Source organism: Aliivibrio logei, from assembly GCF_001691055.1.
In the GTDB taxonomy this organism is placed as follows: domain Bacteria; phylum Pseudomonadota; class Gammaproteobacteria; order Enterobacterales; family Vibrionaceae; genus Aliivibrio; species Aliivibrio salmonicida.
Genome location: NZ_MAJU01000008.1, coordinates 1,028,283 through 1,047,812, shown reverse-complemented (window position 1 = coordinate 1,047,812; position 19,530 = coordinate 1,028,283). Strand labels below are relative to the sequence as shown.

The 19,530-nt window shown below is 39.3% G+C and carries 16 protein-coding genes; 9 read left to right on the top strand and 7 right to left on the bottom strand.

The window, feature by feature from the left end:
- Nucleotides 1–58: 58 nt before the first annotated feature.
- Nucleotides 59–844 carry an MlaA family lipoprotein gene (locus A6E04_RS08875; RefSeq protein ID WP_017023434.1) on the top strand — a complete coding sequence of 262 codons (786 nt, stop codon included), beginning with the start codon at nt 59–61 and terminating at the stop codon, nt 842–844.
- A gap of 60 nt (nt 845–904) precedes the next feature.
- Here A6E04_RS08875 and A6E04_RS08870 read toward each other — a convergent pair whose 3' ends face one another.
- From A6E04_RS08870 to A6E04_RS08860, 3 genes are all read right to left on the bottom strand, one after another.
- The gene (locus tag A6E04_RS08870; RefSeq protein ID WP_065610930.1) at nt 905–1,513 is read right to left on the bottom strand and encodes a DUF2238 domain-containing protein; all 609 of its coding nucleotides are present in this window, start codon (nt 1,511–1,513) and stop codon (nt 905–907) included.
- A 191-nt stretch (nt 1,514–1,704) separates the two neighbouring features.
- Entirely contained in the window at nt 1,705–3,021 is a 1,317-nt protein-coding gene (locus A6E04_RS08865; RefSeq protein ID WP_065610928.1) for an outer membrane protein transport protein, read from the bottom strand.
- Between the two features lie 692 nt (nt 3,022–3,713).
- On the bottom strand, nt 3,714–4,970 hold the full coding sequence (locus A6E04_RS08860) for an outer membrane protein transport protein (RefSeq protein ID WP_065610926.1): 1,257 nt from the start codon (nt 4,968–4,970) through the stop codon (nt 3,714–3,716).
- A gap of 804 nt (nt 4,971–5,774) precedes the next feature.
- Here A6E04_RS08860 and fadI point away from each other — a divergent pair.
- Nucleotides 5,775–7,118, top strand: coding sequence for an acetyl-CoA C-acyltransferase FadI (gene fadI, locus A6E04_RS08855; protein ID WP_012550771.1), 1,344 nt, complete (start codon nt 5,775–5,777; stop codon nt 7,116–7,118).
- Nucleotides 7,119–9,227: a fatty acid oxidation complex subunit alpha FadJ gene (gene fadJ, locus A6E04_RS08850; protein WP_065610924.1), complete on the top strand. Its 2,109-nt coding sequence runs from the start codon at nt 7,119–7,121 to the stop codon at nt 9,225–9,227.
- 92 nt (nt 9,228–9,319) lie between these two features.
- Here fadJ and A6E04_RS08845 read toward each other — a convergent pair whose 3' ends face one another.
- A complete protein-coding gene (locus tag A6E04_RS08845; protein WP_065610923.1) occupies nt 9,320–12,097 on the bottom strand; it encodes an insulinase family protein in 2,778 nt (925 codons plus the stop codon).
- 153 nt (nt 12,098–12,250) lie between these two features.
- On the opposite strand from A6E04_RS08845, the gene sixA reads away from it, so the two are divergent.
- Nucleotides 12,251–12,721, top strand: coding sequence for a phosphohistidine phosphatase SixA (gene sixA, locus A6E04_RS08840; protein ID WP_017023427.1), 471 nt, complete (start codon nt 12,251–12,253; stop codon nt 12,719–12,721).
- Between the two features lie 44 nt (nt 12,722–12,765).
- Here sixA and smrB read toward each other — a convergent pair whose 3' ends face one another.
- The gene (gene smrB / locus A6E04_RS08835; protein ID WP_012550687.1) at nt 12,766–13,299 is read right to left on the bottom strand and encodes an endonuclease SmrB; all 534 of its coding nucleotides are present in this window, start codon (nt 13,297–13,299) and stop codon (nt 12,766–12,768) included.
- 51 nt (nt 13,300–13,350) lie between these two features.
- Between smrB and prmB the strand changes: the two genes are divergently transcribed.
- Both prmB and aroC read left to right on the top strand, forming a co-directional pair.
- Complete coding sequence (gene prmB / locus A6E04_RS08830) at nt 13,351–14,283, top strand: 50S ribosomal protein L3 N(5)-glutamine methyltransferase (protein ID WP_023603867.1); 933 nt, start codon at nt 13,351–13,353, stop codon at nt 14,281–14,283.
- Nucleotides 14,284–14,738: 455 nt separating this feature from the next.
- The gene (aroC, locus tag A6E04_RS08825) at nt 14,739–15,824 is read left to right on the top strand and encodes a chorismate synthase (RefSeq protein ID WP_012550689.1); all 1,086 of its coding nucleotides are present in this window, start codon (nt 14,739–14,741) and stop codon (nt 15,822–15,824) included.
- A gap of 188 nt (nt 15,825–16,012) precedes the next feature.
- On the opposite strand, the gene A6E04_RS08820 is transcribed toward aroC, so the two are convergent.
- On the bottom strand, nt 16,013–16,654 hold the full coding sequence (locus A6E04_RS08820; RefSeq protein WP_012550690.1) for a trimeric intracellular cation channel family protein: 642 nt from the start codon (nt 16,652–16,654) through the stop codon (nt 16,013–16,015).
- A gap of 132 nt (nt 16,655–16,786) precedes the next feature.
- Complete coding sequence (locus tag A6E04_RS08815) at nt 16,787–17,293, bottom strand: MgtC/SapB family protein (protein WP_012550691.1); 507 nt, start codon at nt 17,291–17,293, stop codon at nt 16,787–16,789.
- 188 nt (nt 17,294–17,481) lie between these two features.
- Between A6E04_RS08815 and A6E04_RS08810 the strand changes: the two genes are divergently transcribed.
- The 3 genes from A6E04_RS08810 (at nt 17,482) to A6E04_RS08800 (ending at nt 19,517) form a co-directional block, all read left to right on the top strand.
- Nucleotides 17,482–18,012 (top strand): elongation factor P hydroxylase, encoded by a 531-nt coding sequence (locus tag A6E04_RS08810; protein WP_065610921.1) that lies wholly within the window; start codon nt 17,482–17,484, stop codon nt 18,010–18,012.
- Nucleotides 18,013–18,019: 7 nt separating this feature from the next.
- Nucleotides 18,020–18,277 carry a YfcL family protein gene (locus A6E04_RS08805; RefSeq protein ID WP_012550693.1) on the top strand — a complete coding sequence of 86 codons (258 nt, stop codon included), beginning with the start codon at nt 18,020–18,022 and terminating at the stop codon, nt 18,275–18,277.
- Nucleotides 18,278–18,383: 106 nt separating this feature from the next.
- Nucleotides 18,384–19,517: a GGDEF domain-containing protein gene (locus tag A6E04_RS08800; RefSeq protein WP_023603865.1), complete on the top strand. Its 1,134-nt coding sequence runs from the start codon at nt 18,384–18,386 to the stop codon at nt 19,515–19,517.
- Nucleotides 19,518–19,530: the final 13 nt, after the last annotated feature.

The window sequence follows — 19,530 nt, the reverse complement described above, 5'->3', positions numbered from 1 at the left end:
AAGAGTACAGCCGAGCAAGTTACTCGTTCAGTTAGTCTCAGTAGGTTAAAGGTGTGTTGTGTATAAAAAAATATGTTTTCCTTGGGTACTACTTTTTGTGATCACGGGGTGTTCTCAAACACCTGAGTCGAGTGATCCTGAAATAGAAACCAATGAAGCTGTCGAAGTTGAATACGATGACTCGCATGATGGTGACCCAATTGAAGGGTTTAACCGAGTTATGTGGGATCTTAACTATAATATTTTAGACCCTTACTTAGTTCGTCCGGTATCTATTGCCTATGTTGATTATACGCCAAGCCCAATTCGAATCGGGATCGCAAATTTCTTAGCGAACTTAGATGAACCCTCAAGCATGGTAAATAATTTAATTATGGGGAATGGTGAGCAAGCAATGGTGAATTTCAATCGATTTTGGTTGAACACAACACTAGGTCTTGTTGGACTTATTGATATTGCCAGTGCCGCTGAGATTCAAAAACCAGACAGTCGTTCTTTTGGGGATGCATTAGGTTATTATGGTGTCGGTAACGGGCCTTACTTTATGTTACCTGGTTATGGTCCATGGACATTGCGTGAAGCCGGGGATTTTGTTGATGGCTTATACATGCCGTTATCGTATTTAAACTTTTGGCAAGGTTTAGGTAAATGGGGATTAGAAGGCATGGAGTCACGAGTTGGTTTAATATCTCAAGAGCCAATGTTAGAAGCATCCCCCGATCCCTACGTATTAACCCGAGATGTTTATTTACAAAGACAAGATTTTAAAGCTGAAATAGAACCAGAAAGTGATAGTAATTCAGAAGAAGACTTAGATGATTTCTTAGACGAAATTGATGAGTAATTGATCTATTCAGAGTTCAGAGCAAATACTGCCTGAACTCTGAACTCTGAACTCTGAACTCTAGTTATTATTTTTACGTTGAACCATCATCAATAATAAAGCGACGAGTGATCCTGAAGTGTCACATAACATGTCCTTTTGAGCATCCCAGATATCGCCTTGTGATCCTAAGAAAGCGATGCCTTCTTCTCCTCCTGCAACTGCCGCGTACCACCATTCAATAATTTCATAGCCTGCAGCAACACTCATTAATGCAAATAAACCGAATAACATGGCAAGTGGAGCAGAACATTTTTTTGTTTTAATCAAATATTCTGCAATCGGGTAAGCGTAAAAACCAATAGAGAAATGAGCGACCCGATCAAAGTTATTACGGTCAGAACCGATCAATTGATTAAACCAATCAAAGGGAACATCAGAAAACGTATATTTAGCGCCGATAGTATGAAGAATAAGCCAGATAAACATTAAGGCATAGGCGGTTTTACTGAACGTAAATCGAAGGGATACGTAATAAATTCCCATTAAAATGAGTAGGGCTGGTAAGATTTCCGCAAACCAAACGGCTCGTGATGAAGGCTCAATTGCTGAGAACAATAAAACGACGAAATAAATATTGGTTAATACGAGAAAAATAGGCTGCTTTTTAAGAGTCATAAAAATCGACATGATTAATCACACCTGAATGTTTGAATAAAAGACTAAGGGTAATTGTAGCGTTAATGAATTATGGGACAAGTATAAGGGCGAGGTAATGAGATCAATGAAAGAAAAATTGCACGATACAATGATTAGAATTAACCCCTCATTAGATAAGAAAAAGGCCTCATAAAAAGAGGCCTATAGAGTAATGTAATTAATTAGAAGCGGTAGTTCGCTTGAACACCCACTAACCATACGTTACCTGTGGTTTCGCCTTCAAAAGTACCACCGAATAGAGCTGCTTCATCTCCCTGACCTTCAGACATTTTTGCATCTTTTGCGAAGATGTAAGTAAAGCCAGCATCTAGAGTTAAATTGTTAGACCACGCGTAGCCTACACCAGTACTCAGCCATAAACGGTCAGTTTCAGGAATTGTCGCGGTGCGGTCTTCATCACTTACTGCCGATGTGTCATAAGCAACACCAGATCGTAGAGTTACTTTTTGGTTTAATTGATAAGTACCACCAAAGGCTAAACGGTAGTTATCTTCCCAATTCTCTTCTTTGATTAGGTCTTTGCCACCTAATGTGGGGATATTAGCTTCTAATTTTTCAAAGCTGCTCCAATCTGTCCAGTTAAAGCTCGCATGAATAGCGACTTTATCTGTTAATTGGTGATAACTTGCTAACTCGGCTGTTGCTGGTAAATCTAAAGCCATTGAACCAGCAAAGTGTTGTGTTGGGTTTTTCGGATTGAAAGCCGCCCCTTTTGCATGGCCAGCTAAATCAAGTTTTACTTCTGATTTGTAGCTAAAGCCAATACGGTTAGCATCATTGATTTGCCATGCAGTACCAACTTGCCATCCCCACGCTTCATCAGTGCCTTCCATGTATTTCAGCGTTGTTCCTGCTGGTGGTAACGGTATATTTCCAATTGGTGTTGGGATATGAGTCGGACTTTGATTTGGAATTGTTGCACCAAAACTGCCTTCAGCAATAACATAACGAACACCGCCACCAACACTGAATTGTTGGTTAATTTTGTAAGCCATATTTACGTTAATTTCTTTAGTAATGACGCTTGCTTCGTTACCAAAGTTAGTTGCTGAAAAATCAGAACCTAAGTCTGTTTCCATACCGTAGTTAGTGCCAACCGCAAAACCAATCGCTACTTGTTCATTTACTCGATGAGAAACGTATAAGTTAGGGATAAAAGCATCGTGAGCAAAATCTTCTGATTTAGTTGATGTGGTTCCAGATCTTTGAGTAGAAACACCTTCAACGTCAATATTTGGGTTTACGTAAATACCGCCAACAGAAACTTGAGTGCCTTCTAAGTAAGTTAGCATCGCTACGTTACGCCATTGTGCATCAGCGCCATCTGCGATAGCGGCTTCACCTGCGTATGCGCGGCCTAAACCTGTTGCTGAATATTCAGCAAGTTGGAAGCCGGCAGCCATAGTGTGTGAGCTTGCTACTGAACCTAAAAGGCCAAGAGCCACTGCGATAGAAAGACGGTTTTTATTATTGTTCATTCTTGTTTCCATGAGCAAATTCAAATGTTCGCTGAATTTGTTGGTGATAATTAGACGTGGATAATACGAGTTAGAGTAAAAACTTCAAATAAAAAATGGTATTTTTCACATTTTAAGGGGATTTTTCTGTAAAAAGTTTCCATTTCAGATGAATTTTCTGTATTTATCTGGTCTGATGTGTTAATTGAGCGTACAGGTGTAGGTTTGAATTGTTGTTTTGGGGTACGCGTGTACGCTGAAATTTTAGTGAATGAGGACTAGTTTTTAGGGACTAGGAAGAGCAGATCGCTGCGCTTTCCGATTTCAGAGATGATCGCTTTTGGCTTTAAGCTCCTCGTCCTGACTAAGGGGGGGTTGGGAGGGGATAAAGAACTCACAGCGTTAAATCAAGTCAAATTGATATTTTATTCTACCTGTATCGCAGTAACCCCTCCCTAACCCTCCCCTTATTAAGGGGAGGGGACTGCCTATCATTTGTTGTAACCACCGCGATCACAATACTGTTCTCCCCCTTTATCTATGATCTTTTGAAATCGATAAAGTAAATAGAAGGGGGGAGTTAGAGGGGGTTGTTTGCTTGCTCTTTCCCGCCCCTAGTACCTTGAAGCGAAGCGTTCTTAAAACTGTTTCTTCAAGATCAAAAAAGGCCAGCGTGTGCTGACCTTTTGGATTTACACTTTCAAGAATGAGTCTTAGAAGCTGTAGCTGTACTGAACACCAGCAAGAATTGCATCTGCGTGTGTAGTTGCAGTTAGAGAACCAAAAGCATCCGTCTCATTTACATCAACATCTTCGCCTAACAGGTAAGTGAAGCCAAAATCAACCGTGTGTTTTTTCTCAAAATTGTAGCTGAAGCCAGCAGAGAACCATTGGCGGTCTGAATCAGGTACAGAAATTGAGGTTTTTTCATCTTGAGCTGAAGTGTCGTACATGTAGCCGGCACGCAATGTCCACGCATCGTTTAAGAAGTAAGTACCACCAATTGCGTAGTGCATACCATCTTGCCAATTATATTCATTTAGCGTTGTGCCACCTGAAGTATTTAGCTGATCAAAATCACTCCAATCGATCCATTGTATAGAGTAATGGACAGCAAATTTAGTGTCTTTAATTTCGTGGTAACCAGAGAATTCAGCCATGCTTGGAAGAGGCATTAGTAATTTTTGGTCACTGATATCTTGACCTAAATACTCCATATCACCTTCTGCTTCAATTTCTGGGCTGTAGTGGTATGAGAAACCAAAACGGTTACGTTCATCTAATTCATAAACCGCGCCTAAGTTCCAACCAAAACCAATACCATCAGCTTCAACATCTAAAGCTGTTTTTGGAACCATAGGGTTTTGAGTTGCACCTGTTTCACGAATTAATTTACCAGTACCTTGGACAATATCTAGACCAGCACCAACGCTGAATTGTTCATTTATACGGTATGATGCAGTAAGTGCGTAGTTAATGCTTTTAACTTCAGTTGTGCCACCGTATCGTTTTGCTGTTGGTACCGCTGGGCTACTACCACCAAAACTATCATCAAAATTATTAGTAGTACCAAAATTGGAATATATGCCAGCACCTAAAGCCCATTGATCGTTAATACGATGAATATAATAAATATTAGGGACGGCGGTACCGCTGCCATTACTTGCATCATCAATAGGTTGAGCACCGCCGCCAAATGCTGAAGTATGTTCGATACCAGTCACATCAATATCTGTTTTGATGTAGTTAACACCAGTTGAGAACTGTGATGAATCAAAAAGAGCCATTGCAGCGGCGTTACGTGACATTACTGATGCGTTATCAGCGATTACAGCATCACCAGCAAATGCACGGCCTAGACCTGTTGCTGATTGAGCGTTTAGTTGGAAACCAGCAGCGGTAGCCTGTTGTGTTGCAAGAGTGATAGTCGCTGCTAGAAGTGTTTTTGAAAACAGACGCTTCTTATTCATAATTATTATATTCCATATATTGTTATTTCCTTTCAATTGTCAAAACTGAAAAGAGTTTTTTAGTTGAGACTTAGATCTCGTTGCCGAGATAATAACGATCAGAGCATAGACGACAAATCCGACCACTACCAAAAAAACGTTAAAATTCGTGATCTCGTCGTGATTTGTTGATAAAAAGCACATGAAATACATAAACTAGAGTTTTAACTCTATAAAAGGTCGGTTTTTATTGATTTTAAGGTGTTGTTAACCTTTTGATTTTTAATGAAATTAAACGACAGGAACGAAAATTTAGAGCTAAGGCTCTAAAAGTGTTTGGTTAACTCGATTTATTCATGTTATTTATTGTTTTTTCAGCGATTTATAAGCAGAATGTGATGTTTTAGTTAAACATATGACCATGGTGATTGTTTTGCTATTGATTTATTCATCAAATCAAATCGTAGTAAAAGAACATAAAATTGATCTATTTCAATAAATGAATTGAAATTCACGTTATAGTAATCCTCGTTATCTGGTTGAGTAATCAACCCGTTGAGCAAGATAACATTTCCTTTTGAAGGCTGACTTTACTTTCTCCTTATCAGGTGAAACTGATTTTACAATTGGCTACACGTTAATTGTTTTTTATTCTGACCACATCGATTGATGTGGTTTTTTTTTATCTAAATATTGCCACTCTTTATTTATTCAGCAGAATATTCCCCTATATCACATTTCTACTATAATCTACTTTTCAAAATTAACAAGTTAGTTACAATTTGAGGTCTGACCACTCATTTGATATTTTCGCAAGGAGACGCGATGTCAAACTCACAACGTTCAAGCTCATCATTATCAAGACATTATCAGCCATTAACGACACGACAAGGTGACCGTATTGCTGTGGTTTCTGGGATCCGTACTCCTTTTGCTAAGCAATCTACCGCCTTTAGTTCAACGCCTGCGGTTGATCTGGGTAAATTGGCAGTAAAAGCTTTGATGGATAAAACAGAGATCGATCCTAAATTGATTGATCAAGTTGTGTTTGGTCAGGTTGTTCAAATGCCAGAAGCCCCGAATATTGCTCGTGAAATCGTTCTTGGCACAGGAATGAATGTGGGGACGGATGCGTATAGTGTTACGCGTGCCTGTGCGACCAGCTTTCAAACAACAGCCAATGTCGTTGAAAGTATCATGGCAGGATCGATTGATATCGGAATTGCAGGCGGGGCAGATTCTTCGTCAGTCCTGCCAATCGGTGTGTCAAAAAAATTGGCTTCAACCTTATTAGCATTAAGTAAAACTAAGACGGTAGGGCAAAAACTGTCTTTATTACGAACGTTATCGTTAAAAGACATTGCTCCTGTACCTCCTGCCGTTGCTGAATATTCAACGGGGATCTCGATGGGGCAAACCGCAGAACAAATGGCAAAAAGTCACGGTATTACCCGAGAAGAACAAGATGCATTGGCTCACCGCTCTCATTCTTTGGCAGCAAAAGCATGGCAAGATGGGTTAATTCAAGACGAAGTGATGACGGCATTCCCTGATCCCTATAAAGAGTGGATCGATCAAGACAACAATATTCGCTATAACTCTGATCTGGCCAGTTACGCAAAATTACGTCCCGCGTTTGATAGAAAATACGGTTCAGTAACGGCAGCAAACAGTACACCATTAACCGATGGTGGAGCCGCAATTTTATTGATGAGTGAAAAGCGAGCAAAAGAATTAGGTTATGAACCGCTTGGCTATATTCGTTCATTTGCGTTTAGTGCAATGGACGTACATCACGATATGTTAATGGGTCCTTCTTACGCAACCCCAATCGCATTAGATAAAGCAGGCATTTCATTATCTGATCTTACTTTAATTGACATGCATGAAGCCTTTGCTGCGCAAACATTATCGAACGTGAAAATGTTTTCCTCAACCAAGTTTGCTAAAGAGTGTCTTGGCAGAGATAAAGCCATTGGGGAGATCGATATGGATAAATTCAATGTCCTTGGCGGTTCGTTGGCTTATGGCCACCCTTTTGCTGCAACTGGAGCGCGAATGATCATTCAAACGTTGCGAGAATTAAAGCGTAGAGGTGGTGGTTTTGGGTTAAATACAGCGTGTGCTGCTGGTGGTCTAGGTGCTGCAATGGTGTTGGAGGTTGAATAAATGACAGTAGAAAACATAAATCAAAAGGCAGAAAGTAATAAAGAAACCAACAGTGCCTTTGTGTGGCATAAAGATGCCGATAATTTGGCTTGGCTGACGATAGACGTCCCCAATGAAAAAATGAATACGTTACAAGCGGCTTTCGCGGAACAAGTATCTCAAGTGCTTGATGAGATGGAAGCCCAGAAAAAAGAAATTAAAGGATTAATTATTCAATCAGGTAAACCGGATAATTTTATTGCTGGTGCGGATATTAGTATGATTGCGGGTTGTCAAAATGAAACTGATGCAAAAGATCTCGCAGAGAAAGGTCAGCAATTATTTCAACGTATTGAAAACCTGCCTTTTACAACGGTTGCCGCGATTCACGGTCCTTGTTTAGGGGGCGGTTTAGAATTAGCCCTAGCGTGTGATTATCGAGTATGCAGTGATGCCAATAAAACGAAATTAGGGCTGCCTGAAGTTCAATTAGGTTTACTGCCCGGTTCAGGAGGAACTCAGCGCTTACCTCGTTTAATTGGGTTACTACCAAGCTTGGATATTATTTTAACGGGTAAGCAGTTACGTCCTAAAAAAGCGCTTAAATTAGGCGTTGTGAATGCATCAGTACCACTGACTATTCTGTCACGCATTGCCGCAGAATTTGCGCTTAAAAAGAAAGCGAAAAAGAAAATTGATTTCAAAGAATGGGGAATGTCGAGAAATCCACTTGGGCGTAACCTTATTTTCTCTCAAGCCGTAAAGCAAGCACAGAAAAAAGCTCGAGGAAATTACCCAGCAATTGATGCCATTTTAGAGAGTATTAATACAGGATTAGAGAAAGGCATTAAAAAAGGACTCCAACGTGAAGCGGAGTTGTTTGGTCAACTAGCCATGACACCAGAATCAGCGGCATTACGCTCACTTTTCTTTGCCATGACTGAAATGAAAAAAGAAAAAGGCAGTGGAGCTGAGCCCAAAAAAATCACTAAAGTTGGCGTGCTAGGTGGTGGATTAATGGGCGCGGGTATTGCTCATGTTTCTATTAATAAAGCGAATAAACACGTCACGATAAAAGACATTAACAATGATGGGTTGCTTAATGCTTACCAATACCAGTATCAGAGACTGGATAAATTAAGAAAGCGTCGTATTATTTCAAAAGCAGAACTACAGCAACAGATGTTGCAGTTAACGGGTGTGACGGATTTTTCTAAGTTTACGCAGTTAGATATTGTGGTTGAAGCCGTATTTGAAGAGCTTTCTCTAAAGAAAGAAATGGTCAAAGCGGTGCAAGAACAAGGTCGAGAAGATGTAATTTTTGCTACAAATACGTCTTCACTTCCGATAGGCCAAATTGCGGAAGGAGCCGATAAACCAGAGAATATTGTGGGCTTACATTATTTTAGTCCAGTAGAAAAAATGCCTTTGGTAGAAGTGATTCCTCATGCAACGACGAGTGATGAGACCATTTCTACAGTCGTATCATTAGCGAAACAACAAGGTAAAACGCCAATCGTGGTAAAAGATTGTGCAGGCTTTTATGTTAATCGAATTTTAGCGCCTTATATGAACGAAGCTGCTCGCTTATTGCTAGCGGGTGAACCAATGGACGTTATCGACGAAGCGTTACTTGATTTTGGATTCCCTGTTGGGCCAATCTCTTTACTTGATGAGGTTGGTGTGGATATTGGTGCGAAGATAATGCCGATATTAGAAGCCGAATTAGGCGATAGATTTAGAAGTCCTGATGTTTTCCAAACATTAATTGATGATAAGCGCTTAGGTAAAAAAACAAAGCGTGGTTTTTATGTTTATAAAGGAAAGAAGAAGGAGCCCGATCAAGAGGTGTATACCTTGCTTGCGATAAAACCGAGTGCGAAATTAAGTAAGGAAGAAATTGCAATGCGTTGCGTGCTTCCAATGCTTGCAGAAGCACAGTGTTGTTTAGAGGAAGGGATTATCAGTTCAAAACGAGATGGCGATATTGGTGCTATCTTTGGTATCGGATTTCCTCCTTTCTTAGGTGGTCCATTTAGGTATATGGACAGTCTAGGGGAAGAAAAACTGCAAAAACTCATGGCTAAATACGCAGAAAAATATGGCGATAGATTTATGCCATCGAAATAGACATTAAATGTCATTCATTCAATGGGTTTTCTGAGTAATTAAAATAAAAAAGGCTGCATTATGCAGCCCTTTTTGTTTTTAGAGATGAAGATTTACCCTAATGTGATGTCTTTTGCTCTAAGTTGGAAATCATCAATTGAATCAATTTCTAATCCTTCATCGAGACGATCATAGTGTTGATGTTCAGTACCTTGGCTGTGCATGATTAATCGATTCGCCGTTCTTGGTTTTAGTATACCGACGACAAAGCGAAGCATTTCAGTTCGAGTCACACTTTCTAATTCTTCTGTTACTCGCTCTTTATGATCAAAACTAAGATCTTTATTACCAATGCATGTCCAGAATCGCTGTGCTCGACCACGTAAATTGGTGTCAGGATCGGCGATTTGATCGATTAACCCTTGTTTACTGCTGTTCCATTGAGCTTCATTCAGTTCTAATAGCACCATATAAAGCGCATTCAAAAACTCATCAATGGCATCGAGTAATAAAGCAGGAGGAGCCATTGGTGATTGAACATACAGAATCAACCCTGGGTATTTATTTAGAGGTAAATTACCAGTACCAACCATATAACCTAATTGTTGCTTTGTACGGATTTCATGGAAGAAAGACGCTGACATTAAATGGTTTGCAAGTGTATAAATAGCAAAACTGCGAGGATCTTTTTTTACCGATTGGTAATAAACTAACAGTGCAGAATCGGAATGGTCACAGAATAATTCGCGCTGAAAAGTACCAGAGCCACCGAGCATGACTAAAGGACGGAAGGATTCACCGTAGCTTTGGTTCTGCATTCTTAATGCGTCTTTTAATGAATCCCCCAACTCTTGCGCTTCTTTTTCTGTCCAATCACCATAAACAAACATTTCGACATGAAGTTCGGCGAGCATCGCTTGAACAAAGTTAGGCAGTTCATCGACTTCAATGCTTTCTAATGCTTCTAATAATACAGGGTAAGGTGGATTGTTTGGTTGCAAAATACCACTTAACGCATTGAAAAGTTGAGATATCGGACGCTCTTTTGATGCGTTACTCCAATGACGAATTAATTGGTTTTTGATGATATCAAATCGTTCTGCACTGAATTCTCTCGTGGCAAAACGTTTTAAAATTAAATCGAGTAATAAGAGCTGTTTTTGACTAAAGCCTGATAATGTGAGCGTTACTCCACCTTGATGGCAATACAGGTTGTATCCCATTCCTGCGATTTCTGCTTGATATGTTTGCTCACTCAATGCGTCCATCAGCATTTCAACACATAAACGTGTCTTTACTATTTTTCTAGGATCTGAAATCGAGTGAGGGCTGTCTATCGCGATATAAACAACGCCTTTAGGAACTCGAAATTCTTCTTCTTGTTTATGCCATAAACGAAAGCCAGGAAGATCGTCTATGAGTGTTGGGTTTTCTTTGTGTTCTGCAATTTTTTTAGGCTCTAAGTCATAACAGATATAAGGGTTTTTCTCTGGTAGACAGAGATCGGTATGAAGTTCAAGCTCACTCCATGAGGCCAATTGCAGATCCGTTAATGGTGTTACAGAGTAAGGGGTTTGATACCACTTATCTTGACGATCATACGTTAATCCTTGTGCAACTAAAGTCACTCGCATTTGCGAAGGTGTTAGAAGATCAAGCAATTCGGTAATTTGATGTTCATGATAACCGTTCATCATGTAATCAGCATACATCGCGTCTTCTGGATTATAGCGTTGAAGGTTCATGACTAAGTGGCTGACAAGATCCAATGGTTTGCTTTTTTCTTGAAATTGAAAAGCCGATTCAGAGACTGCTTTTTTCTCTGTGTAACGCCATTCATCAAGTCCTTGTTGCCTAATTAATTCAATGTATTGAAATGTGGTTTTGATAATTTCGTCGGTATGTTCAACCCCTTTCTCTGTGAGGTTATAGGACAGAGTAAATTCTCTAAAATTACTCCCACTGACACCGCCGCCGGCCGTTAATGAATTAATGTAGCCCAATTTCTTTAGGTGGAGCATGAGGCTGCCATCACCTTCATAACCCAATAAATGACCGAGGTAATTTAATGGTTTTGTTTTGTACATTGGATCTTGATTTGGTAAATGAAACGCCAAGCTCAGTTTTCGAACTTCTTTTAGAGGTTCGATATTTATCCAGCACGATTGCTCTTTTGGGGTGACATATGGAACCGCGACGGTCTTTGGACGTAAATTTTGATTAGGGATCGACGCGAAAGATTGCGTGGCTAATAATTCCAACTCGCAAAGAGGGCGATTACCTAATACGACTGCGGTCATGAGATCGGCAGAGTAATATTGTTGGTAAAACTCAAGCATTTCATCGCGGATTGTTGATGTTTCAGTATCAGCAAGCGTATCAATGCTACCCACTGAGAATTTAGAAAAAGGATGCGCTTGATTAATGGTTTCTTTATGGACTTGATAGATACGACGAACATCGTCTTTTAATTTTAATTTATATTCAGAATCAACAGCGAGTCTTTCTTTATCTACGGCTTCTGCATTAAAAAGAGAGGCGTAAAAGAATTGACTAAAACGGTCTAGACCTTCTTCAAAAGCGGTGTGTGATGTTTCAAAGAAAAACGTGGTGTTTTCTGTGCCAGTCCACGCATTATTAGATCCACCGTGTTGGTTTATAAACGAATGAAACTCACCGACTTTTGGGTATTTTTCTGTTCCAAGAAACAGCATGTGCTCTAAAAAATGAGCAAGACCTGGGCGATGTTCAGGATCATCAAAATGACCAACATTCACAGAGAGGGCAGCAGAAGAACGAGGGGCACTGTCATCTTGAATTAATAGAACGGAAAGTTTGTTATCGAGCTCAATAAGTCGATATTTCTTTTGATCATTAGGGCTGATATGCACAGGTATCTCCTGTTTTAAGACGTAAACCGTCTTAATTATTATATTTATTACTTAATTATGGCGCTGATACCACAGAGTAGCAAACTCTCTCTTTCCTCTTTTTTCAATTGCTTGCTACTATTGTGAGGTTAGTAATGATTTGAGAATGATTCAATGAAAGTATTCATAATGCGTCATGGTGAAGCTGAAGCGTATGCAGCCTCTGATGAAGAGCGTAATTTAACATCGCACGGTGAAAGCCAATCAGCTGTAATTGCCAACTGGTTAATGAAAACACATCAAGTTGCTTTTGATTATGTATTAGTCAGCCCTTATGTTCGAGCACAACAAACATGGCAAGTGATTAAGCCAATATTGAATGTAGTAGGGGCTAAGGTAGAAATATCAGATGAGATAACACCTTATGGTGATTCTGATGATGTTGTAGAGTACGTGAAAGCATTAGGCAGCGTTGAAGCGGTTAATAATGTATTAATTGTGTCTCATTTACCGTTAGTTGGGTATTTAACGGCTGATTTTGTTCCGGGGATTATGCCGCCAATGTTTCCTACATCGGCTATTTCATGTGTTGAGTTTTCTCATCAGACAGGAAAAAGCGATTTATTGTGGTTACAGCAGCCATAAATAAAGAGAGATAATTTGAGGGTACGTTATTCCCTCAAATTATATTATCGGTCTGGGATCGAAAGTAAAACTAAAATGGCGCCTGCGCCACCAAATTCTAAAGGTGCTTGATGGAATGCCATTACGTCTGGGTGTTGGGCTAGCCATAAAGGGACTTTTTGTTTCAAAATGTGCTTGCCGATACCGTGCATGACACTGGCACAAGATATATTTTCTTTTAAGCAATACGCAATCATTGAGCCTAACTCTCGTTTGGCTTCATCTTGCTTCATGCCATGCATATCTAAAAATACATCAGGGACATAAACCCCACGTCGTAGACGCTTTACTTCATACTTTGATACGCCATCACGCGCGTAACGAACTGGGCCGTCTTCATTAAGAAGTGGTACAAATTCGTCAGAAAAGAAAAACTCTTCATTTTTCCCTTCTTTTAATGATTTTCTTTGCTTTTGTTGTTCGCTAAAGTTCTTACTCGGTTGATGGATTATGGTATCCTGTCGCAACTTTTTAGAGCCTTGTACTGCTTCACGGAACAGAGAAAGTTCGTCATCTGATAGGTGGTCGTTTTTACTCATTTTTAGATTCCAATAATTAACAGCAGTATTGTACTTGTTTTGGGGGCAATTTTGGATAAGATTTTTGTAGAAGAGGCAGTTTCTGAGCTTCATACGTTACAAGATATGTTACGTTGGACGGTAAGCCGTTTTAACGCTGCGGGCCTTTTTTATGGTCACGGAACAGATAATGCGTGGGATGAAGCGGTTCAGCTTGTACTTCCAACATTATATCTGCCTATCGATGTGCCTGCGCATGTACGTGAATCTCGTCTTACTACGAGTGAGCGTTTACGTATTGTTGAGCGTGTTGTTCGTCGTATCAATGAACGTATTCCAACGGCTTATTTAACAAATAAAGCATGGTTTTGTGGATTAGAGTTTTTTGTTGATGAACGCGTTCTTGTGCCTCGATCTCCAATTGCTGAGTTAATTGAAGCACAATTTGAACCATGGTTAACTGAAACTCCAACACGAATTATGGATTTGTGTACTGGCAGTGGCTGTATTGCTATTGCGTGTGCTCATGCTTTCCCTGAAGCAGAAGTCGATGCGATTGATATCTCTACAGATGCATTAATGGTTGCGGAACAAAATATTCAAGACCATGGTATGGAACAACAAGTGTTCCCTATGCGTTCTGATTTATTGCGTGATATTCCAAAAGATCAGTATAACTTCATTGTTTCTAACCCACCGTATGTGGATGAAGAAGACATGAACAGTTTACCTGAAGAGTTTGAGCATGAGCCTGAATTAGGTTTGGCTGCGGGTACGGATGGATTGAAGTTAGTTCGTCGTATTTTAGCAAATGCACCTGATTATCTGACAGATGAAGGTTTCTTGATCTGTGAAGTGGGTAATTCAATGGTACACATGATGGAGCAATACCCAGATATTCCATTCACGTGGATCGAATTTGCTGACGGTGGACATGGTGTATTCATGTTAACTAAACAACAACTTCTTGACTGTGCTGATGAGTTCTCATTATACCGAGATTAAAAATTAGACAATTATTATTGTCTTAAAATACGTTGATACTTAAAGCCTGATGTTTTCATCGGGCTTTTTTTATAGCTCTTTAGTCTGAGACATCGCGAAATCTAAGCGATTACGTAGGTTTTGTTGTTTTTGAGCAGATTGATCACGACTTAATACTTTTAGAACTAAACGAAATAATTTCATAATGAATTTCTTACCACATAGTTTTCTTATTGATAATATAAGCAATAATCAAGCCAAGGTTAACGCTAGCCTCATGCTTGTTATTGATAGATATATCGACAGTGTCCGCTGAATCTTTACTCTTTGTATTAATAATTGTGGTTCTATTTTTATTTTATTTATTTTTTATTCCGATAAACAGAGAAACGCACCACATAGGGGGTTTACTCTTACTCTGATTCAAGCGAATATGGTTTTATAACGATTTATATACAAAATTTACAGAGGAAGTAATGGCTGGAAATTCTATAGGACAACATTTTCGAGTAACGACGTTTGGTGAAAGTCACGGTTTAGCTTTAGGCTGTATTGTGGATGGCTGTCCTCCGGGATTAGCGCTGACAGAAGCTGACTTACAGATTGACTTAGATCGTCGTAAACCTGGCACATCAAAATACACAACTCAACGCCGTGAAGCTGATGAAGTTAAGATTTTATCTGGTGTTTTTGAGGGCAGAACAACGGGTACGTCGATTGGTTTATTGATTGAAAATACCGACCAACGATCTAAAGATTATTCTGAGATTAAAGATAAGTTCCGTCCGGGACATGCCGATTACACCTATTACCAAAAGTATGGAGAACGTGATTACCGAGGTGGTGGTCGTTCTTCTGCTCGTGAAACCGCAATGCGTGTGGCTGCGGGTGCAGTAGCAAAGAAATATCTACAACAAGAATTTGGTATTGAGATCAGAGCTTACTTATCACAAATGGGTGATGTTGCTATTGAATCCGTTGATTGGAATGAAATTGAAAATAATGCCTTTTTCTGTCCAGATGCAAGTAAAGTTGATGCCTTTGATGAGCTTATCCGTAAGTTGAAAAAAGAAGGTGACTCCATTGGCGCTAAGATCACGGTTGTGGCTAAAAGTGTGCCTGTCGGTTTAGGTGAGCCAGTGTTTGATCGTTTAGATGCTGATATTGCACATGCACTTATGGGTATTAACGCTGTTAAAGGGGTTGAGATTGGTGATGGTTTTGAGGTTGTTCAGCAACGTGGTTCTGAACACCGTGATCCATTAACGCCTGAAGGCTTCAGTTCAAATCATGCCGGCGGTGTTTTGGGTGGTATTTCATCTGGGCAAGATATTATTGCTCATATTGCATTAAAACCAACCTCAAGCATTACGGTTCCGGGTGAAACAATTACTCGTCGTGGTGAAAAAACAGAGCTAATTACTAAGGGTCGTCATGATCCATGTGTTGGCATTCGCGCGGTACCGATTGCTGAAGCAATGCTTGCCATTGTGGTTATGGATCATTTAGTTCGTCATCGTGGTCAAAATTTTGGCGTACAAACTGAAACTCCAAAAATTTAAAGAAGAGCCTAAGAACTCAACGGTACAGACGAGTAAAAGCAGGAAGATATTCTGCATTATAAAATAGAGATAAATAAAAAAGCCAAATTGAATACCATTTCAATCTGGCTTTTTTTTTCTCAATAGGGTCTAAATTTCTTGGTGTTAAGTTGTGCTTACTTTTGCCTAAAATTTAGTGTCTTTAACATTTAATTTTTTTCAATTGTTTCTTGCTGATCTTCTGCGATATCCAAATGGAATACAGGTAAGCACCAACCAAATTTTACGGCGGCCATGCGCGCAGAGAAACCGACAGTCAGAGTGACGATTGTCGCAATTAGTTCACTTACGTCAAATCGTAATAGTCCAATGTATAACACTGACGATAGCAGAGAGATTGAAGCATATAATTCTTTGTGTAAGACCATTGGCATTTGGCGGCAAAATAAATCACGTAATAACCCACCAAATACACCAGTGACAATCGCAGCAACCACACAAATAAGGGGATGTAAGCCCATATCTAAAGCCACTTGAGAGCCGATGATACTAAATACAATTAATCCAATGGCATCAAGCAATACAAAGAAACGATGATTTTTCGCTACCCATGGACCGACCCACGTAGTGAGTACACCTGCAATACAAGTAATGACTAGAAAGTGTGGGTTTTTAACCCAACCGACAGGGTAATGACCAAGTAAAATGTCACGAATCGTTCCACCACCAATTGCGGTTGCGCTCGCTACTAACATTACTCCGAACCAATCCATCTTTTTCTTACCCGCTGCCAATGCACCTGTCATTGCTTCAGCGGTTATTCCAATAATATAAAGAATTGTTAATAACATTTTCTAATACCATAGCGTGCCATGTAGGCGAAATAATAAGAAAAGGATTTTATGAAATTTAAGCTCTCATGACGAATGAAAAAAACTATTCTGATGGTTTTCAGATTAGTTTTTTTAATCCAAATATAGGTATTAATGATCTTTAGGTCTATGGGTTCTTATATTCAGTATCTTTTGATGTACGCCTCTACGAAGACTTTTAAATGTATTTTCAAGTTTATCAATACCCAATAGTACAAAGAGAGCAAGCAGCGTAATTATGATGGACTGTTGAATGTAGCCTAGAGCAATCATCATTCCTAATGCCGCGAGCACCCAAATGATTGCCGCAGAGGTTACGCCGTGTATCTTTCCATCCAATGTCATCATGACACCTGCACCAAGAAATCCAATGCCTGTAATTATTTGACCTAATACTCTGGCGTGATCAAGTGAGTTTTCTGAGAGGGACATCGCCATCGCAAGGAAAAAATAAGTTCCTGAAATGATTAAAATAGAGGTTCTAATGCCTACAGGCTTTCCTCTTGTTTGGCGTTCAGTACCGATAAGAAAACCATTAAAAGCACAGGCAATGAGTGCCGTCCAAGAAAATGGGCCTAGGTCAAGTAAGTGTTCTAGGTTAAATATGGTGTTCTCCATCAAGAGAAAGGCTCCCGTATGTATCACTAATATAGTTAGGTTAGTAAAGAAAGCGGAGAATAGCAGTTGGTATTTTGAACAGATAATGAATAATTTTTAAAGAGAAGATAAAAATTATTCATCTACGTGTCTCTTTTGGGATTGATAGAGTAAAATACTCGTCTATTTATTATTGCTAAGTCTGTTTTATGTCTCACCAATACCAAGATTTGATTGCAGTGTTTAACGCCACCTTTTTAGATTCATTTAATACCAAGTTAGAATTGGGGGGGGATGAACCTATTTATTTGCCAGCAGATGAGGAACATGATTCTCATCGTATTATCTTTGCAAGAGGGTTTTATGCCTCTGGTATGCATGAGATTGCTCATTGGTGTGTTGCAGGCCCTGAACGACGTTTACTTGAAGATTTTGGCTATTGGTATGAGCCTGATGGGCGTACTGAAAAAGTACAAGCTGAATTTGAAAAAGTAGAAATTCGTCCTCAAGCTTATGAGTGGATTTTATCATTGAGTGCAGGGTTAAAATTTAATGTCAGTTGTGACAACTTAAATGGCGATTTTGAACCAGATCGTTTAGCATTCATGGCTAAAGTGCATAATGAAGTGATGTCTGTTTTAGATGACGGTTTACCACCGCGAGTTGAGATGTTATCTACTGCGTTACGTGACTTTTACCAAACCGCCCCATTAACTAAAGAACAATTTATTGTCCAATAGGAAAGAAATGATCATTGAATTTGAAGAAAAACTGCTTGAATTAATTGATGCTCGTATTGAAACTGCATCAGATGATGAGTTATTTGCTGGTGGGTATTTACGTGGGCATATTTCCCTGTCAGTAGCGAAATGTGAAGAGCAGGGCGTTAGTGATCTTGATGTATTAAAACAGCATATTAATGACAGTTTAGAAGCCGCAAAATCTGAGTTATCTCCAGCAGACAGAATCATTGTTGCTGATTTATGGGATCTTTTACGCAATTAACCTTAATTTTTTAAGGTTAATCTTACGTACCCTACACAAACATTTATATCAATAACGTATAATTTACATAATTAAATTTTATTTATTTTATACGTTGGAGATATAAATGCAGCAACTACAACAGACGTTGTCTGAACAGATGCGCATCAATGACCACGAAATTGAACGACGAAAGGTACTGCTTAATTTTATCGATGAAGATGCGGATACGCTAAAGCATTGTTTAAAATGGGTAGAACCTTTTGTCGATGCTATTGTTGCTCGATTTTATGTGGCTCAAACGCAATTGCCTGAAATTTCTTTAGTGATCGGAGATAAAGAAACGTTATCTCGTCTGCATGTTAGTATGGCTAAGTACACGTTAGAGTTATTCAGTGGCCTGTATGACCAAGCGTATGTCGATAAACGGTTAAGAATTGGTAAAATTCACCATCGTATTGGTGTCAGTCCAAAGCTTTACCTTTCTGGTATTAATCAACTTCAGTTACTGATTGAAGAAGTTATTGCAGAACAAGCCCACCTTTATAATCAATCCTCTCAAGACATCACACTATCATTAAGAAAGTTATTCTATTTTGATAATCAGCTGGTGTTTGATACTTATATTGCCAGTTTGCAAATTGAAGTTGAATCTGCAAATCAACAGCTTGAATTGTACGCTCATAATTTAGAAAACGTGGTGGCAAAACGCACGGCAGAGCTGACGGACTTATCGATGAAAGATGCATTGACTGGATTATATAATCAACGTGCATTTTATGAATTACTTGAGAAAAGTTTCAATATTACAGAGCGTTGCCAACAACACCTGACTTTACTTTATATTGATATCAATTTCTTTAAAGAAGTGAATGATACTCATGGACATAAAGCGGGGGATGACGTCTTAGTTGGTTTTGCTCAATCGGCAACGCAAATTATACGAAAGATGGATTTTGTATCCCGTTATGGCGGCGATGAATTTTGTATCGTGTTACCGAACACTAAAATCGAAGAAGCAAAGAATTTATGTTTACGTTTAATTGAATTGTTTGATAAAAGCTCAGAGCATCCTGTTACGTTAAGTATTGGCGGGGCATCGCTGTATCCGGGGGCTAAATTGAGCATGGATAAATTGATTATTGCTGCGGATAATAAAATGTATCAAGCGAAACAAATTTGTCATGAAACCCGTCAGCATCACTTTGAGTTAATGCCAAGAGATGAGTTGAATGTCACTCGAATGGTAAATAATAAATAATTGAAGACCTAGT

Coding starts and splice junctions, on each gene's coding strand:
- sixA (WP_017023427.1), top strand. CDS start 12,251: ATGAAAGTATTCATAATGCGTCATGGTGAAGCTGAAGCGTATGCAGCC.
- A6E04_RS08860 (WP_065610926.1), bottom strand. CDS start 4,970: ATGAATAAGAAGCGTCTGTTTTCAAAAACACTTCTAGCAGCGACTATC.
- A6E04_RS08870 (WP_065610930.1), bottom strand. CDS start 1,513: ATGTCGATTTTTATGACTCTTAAAAAGCAGCCTATTTTTCTCGTATTA.
- A6E04_RS08805 (WP_012550693.1), top strand. CDS start 18,020: ATGATCATTGAATTTGAAGAAAAACTGCTTGAATTAATTGATGCTCGT.
- aroC (WP_012550689.1), top strand. CDS start 14,739: ATGGCTGGAAATTCTATAGGACAACATTTTCGAGTAACGACGTTTGGT.
- A6E04_RS08865 (WP_065610928.1), bottom strand. CDS start 3,021: ATGAACAATAATAAAAACCGTCTTTCTATCGCAGTGGCTCTTGGCCTT.
- smrB (WP_012550687.1), bottom strand. CDS start 13,299: ATGAGTAAAAACGACCACCTATCAGATGACGAACTTTCTCTGTTCCGT.
- A6E04_RS08800 (WP_023603865.1), top strand. CDS start 18,384: ATGCAGCAACTACAACAGACGTTGTCTGAACAGATGCGCATCAATGAC.
- A6E04_RS08820 (WP_012550690.1), bottom strand. CDS start 16,654: ATGTTATTAACAATTCTTTATATTATTGGAATAACCGCTGAAGCAATG.
- fadI (WP_012550771.1), top strand. CDS start 5,775: ATGTCAAACTCACAACGTTCAAGCTCATCATTATCAAGACATTATCAG.
- fadJ (WP_065610924.1), top strand. CDS start 7,119: ATGACAGTAGAAAACATAAATCAAAAGGCAGAAAGTAATAAAGAAACC.
- A6E04_RS08810 (WP_065610921.1), top strand. CDS start 17,482: ATGTCTCACCAATACCAAGATTTGATTGCAGTGTTTAACGCCACCTTT.
- A6E04_RS08815 (WP_012550691.1), bottom strand. CDS start 17,293: ATGGAGAACACCATATTTAACCTAGAACACTTACTTGACCTAGGCCCA.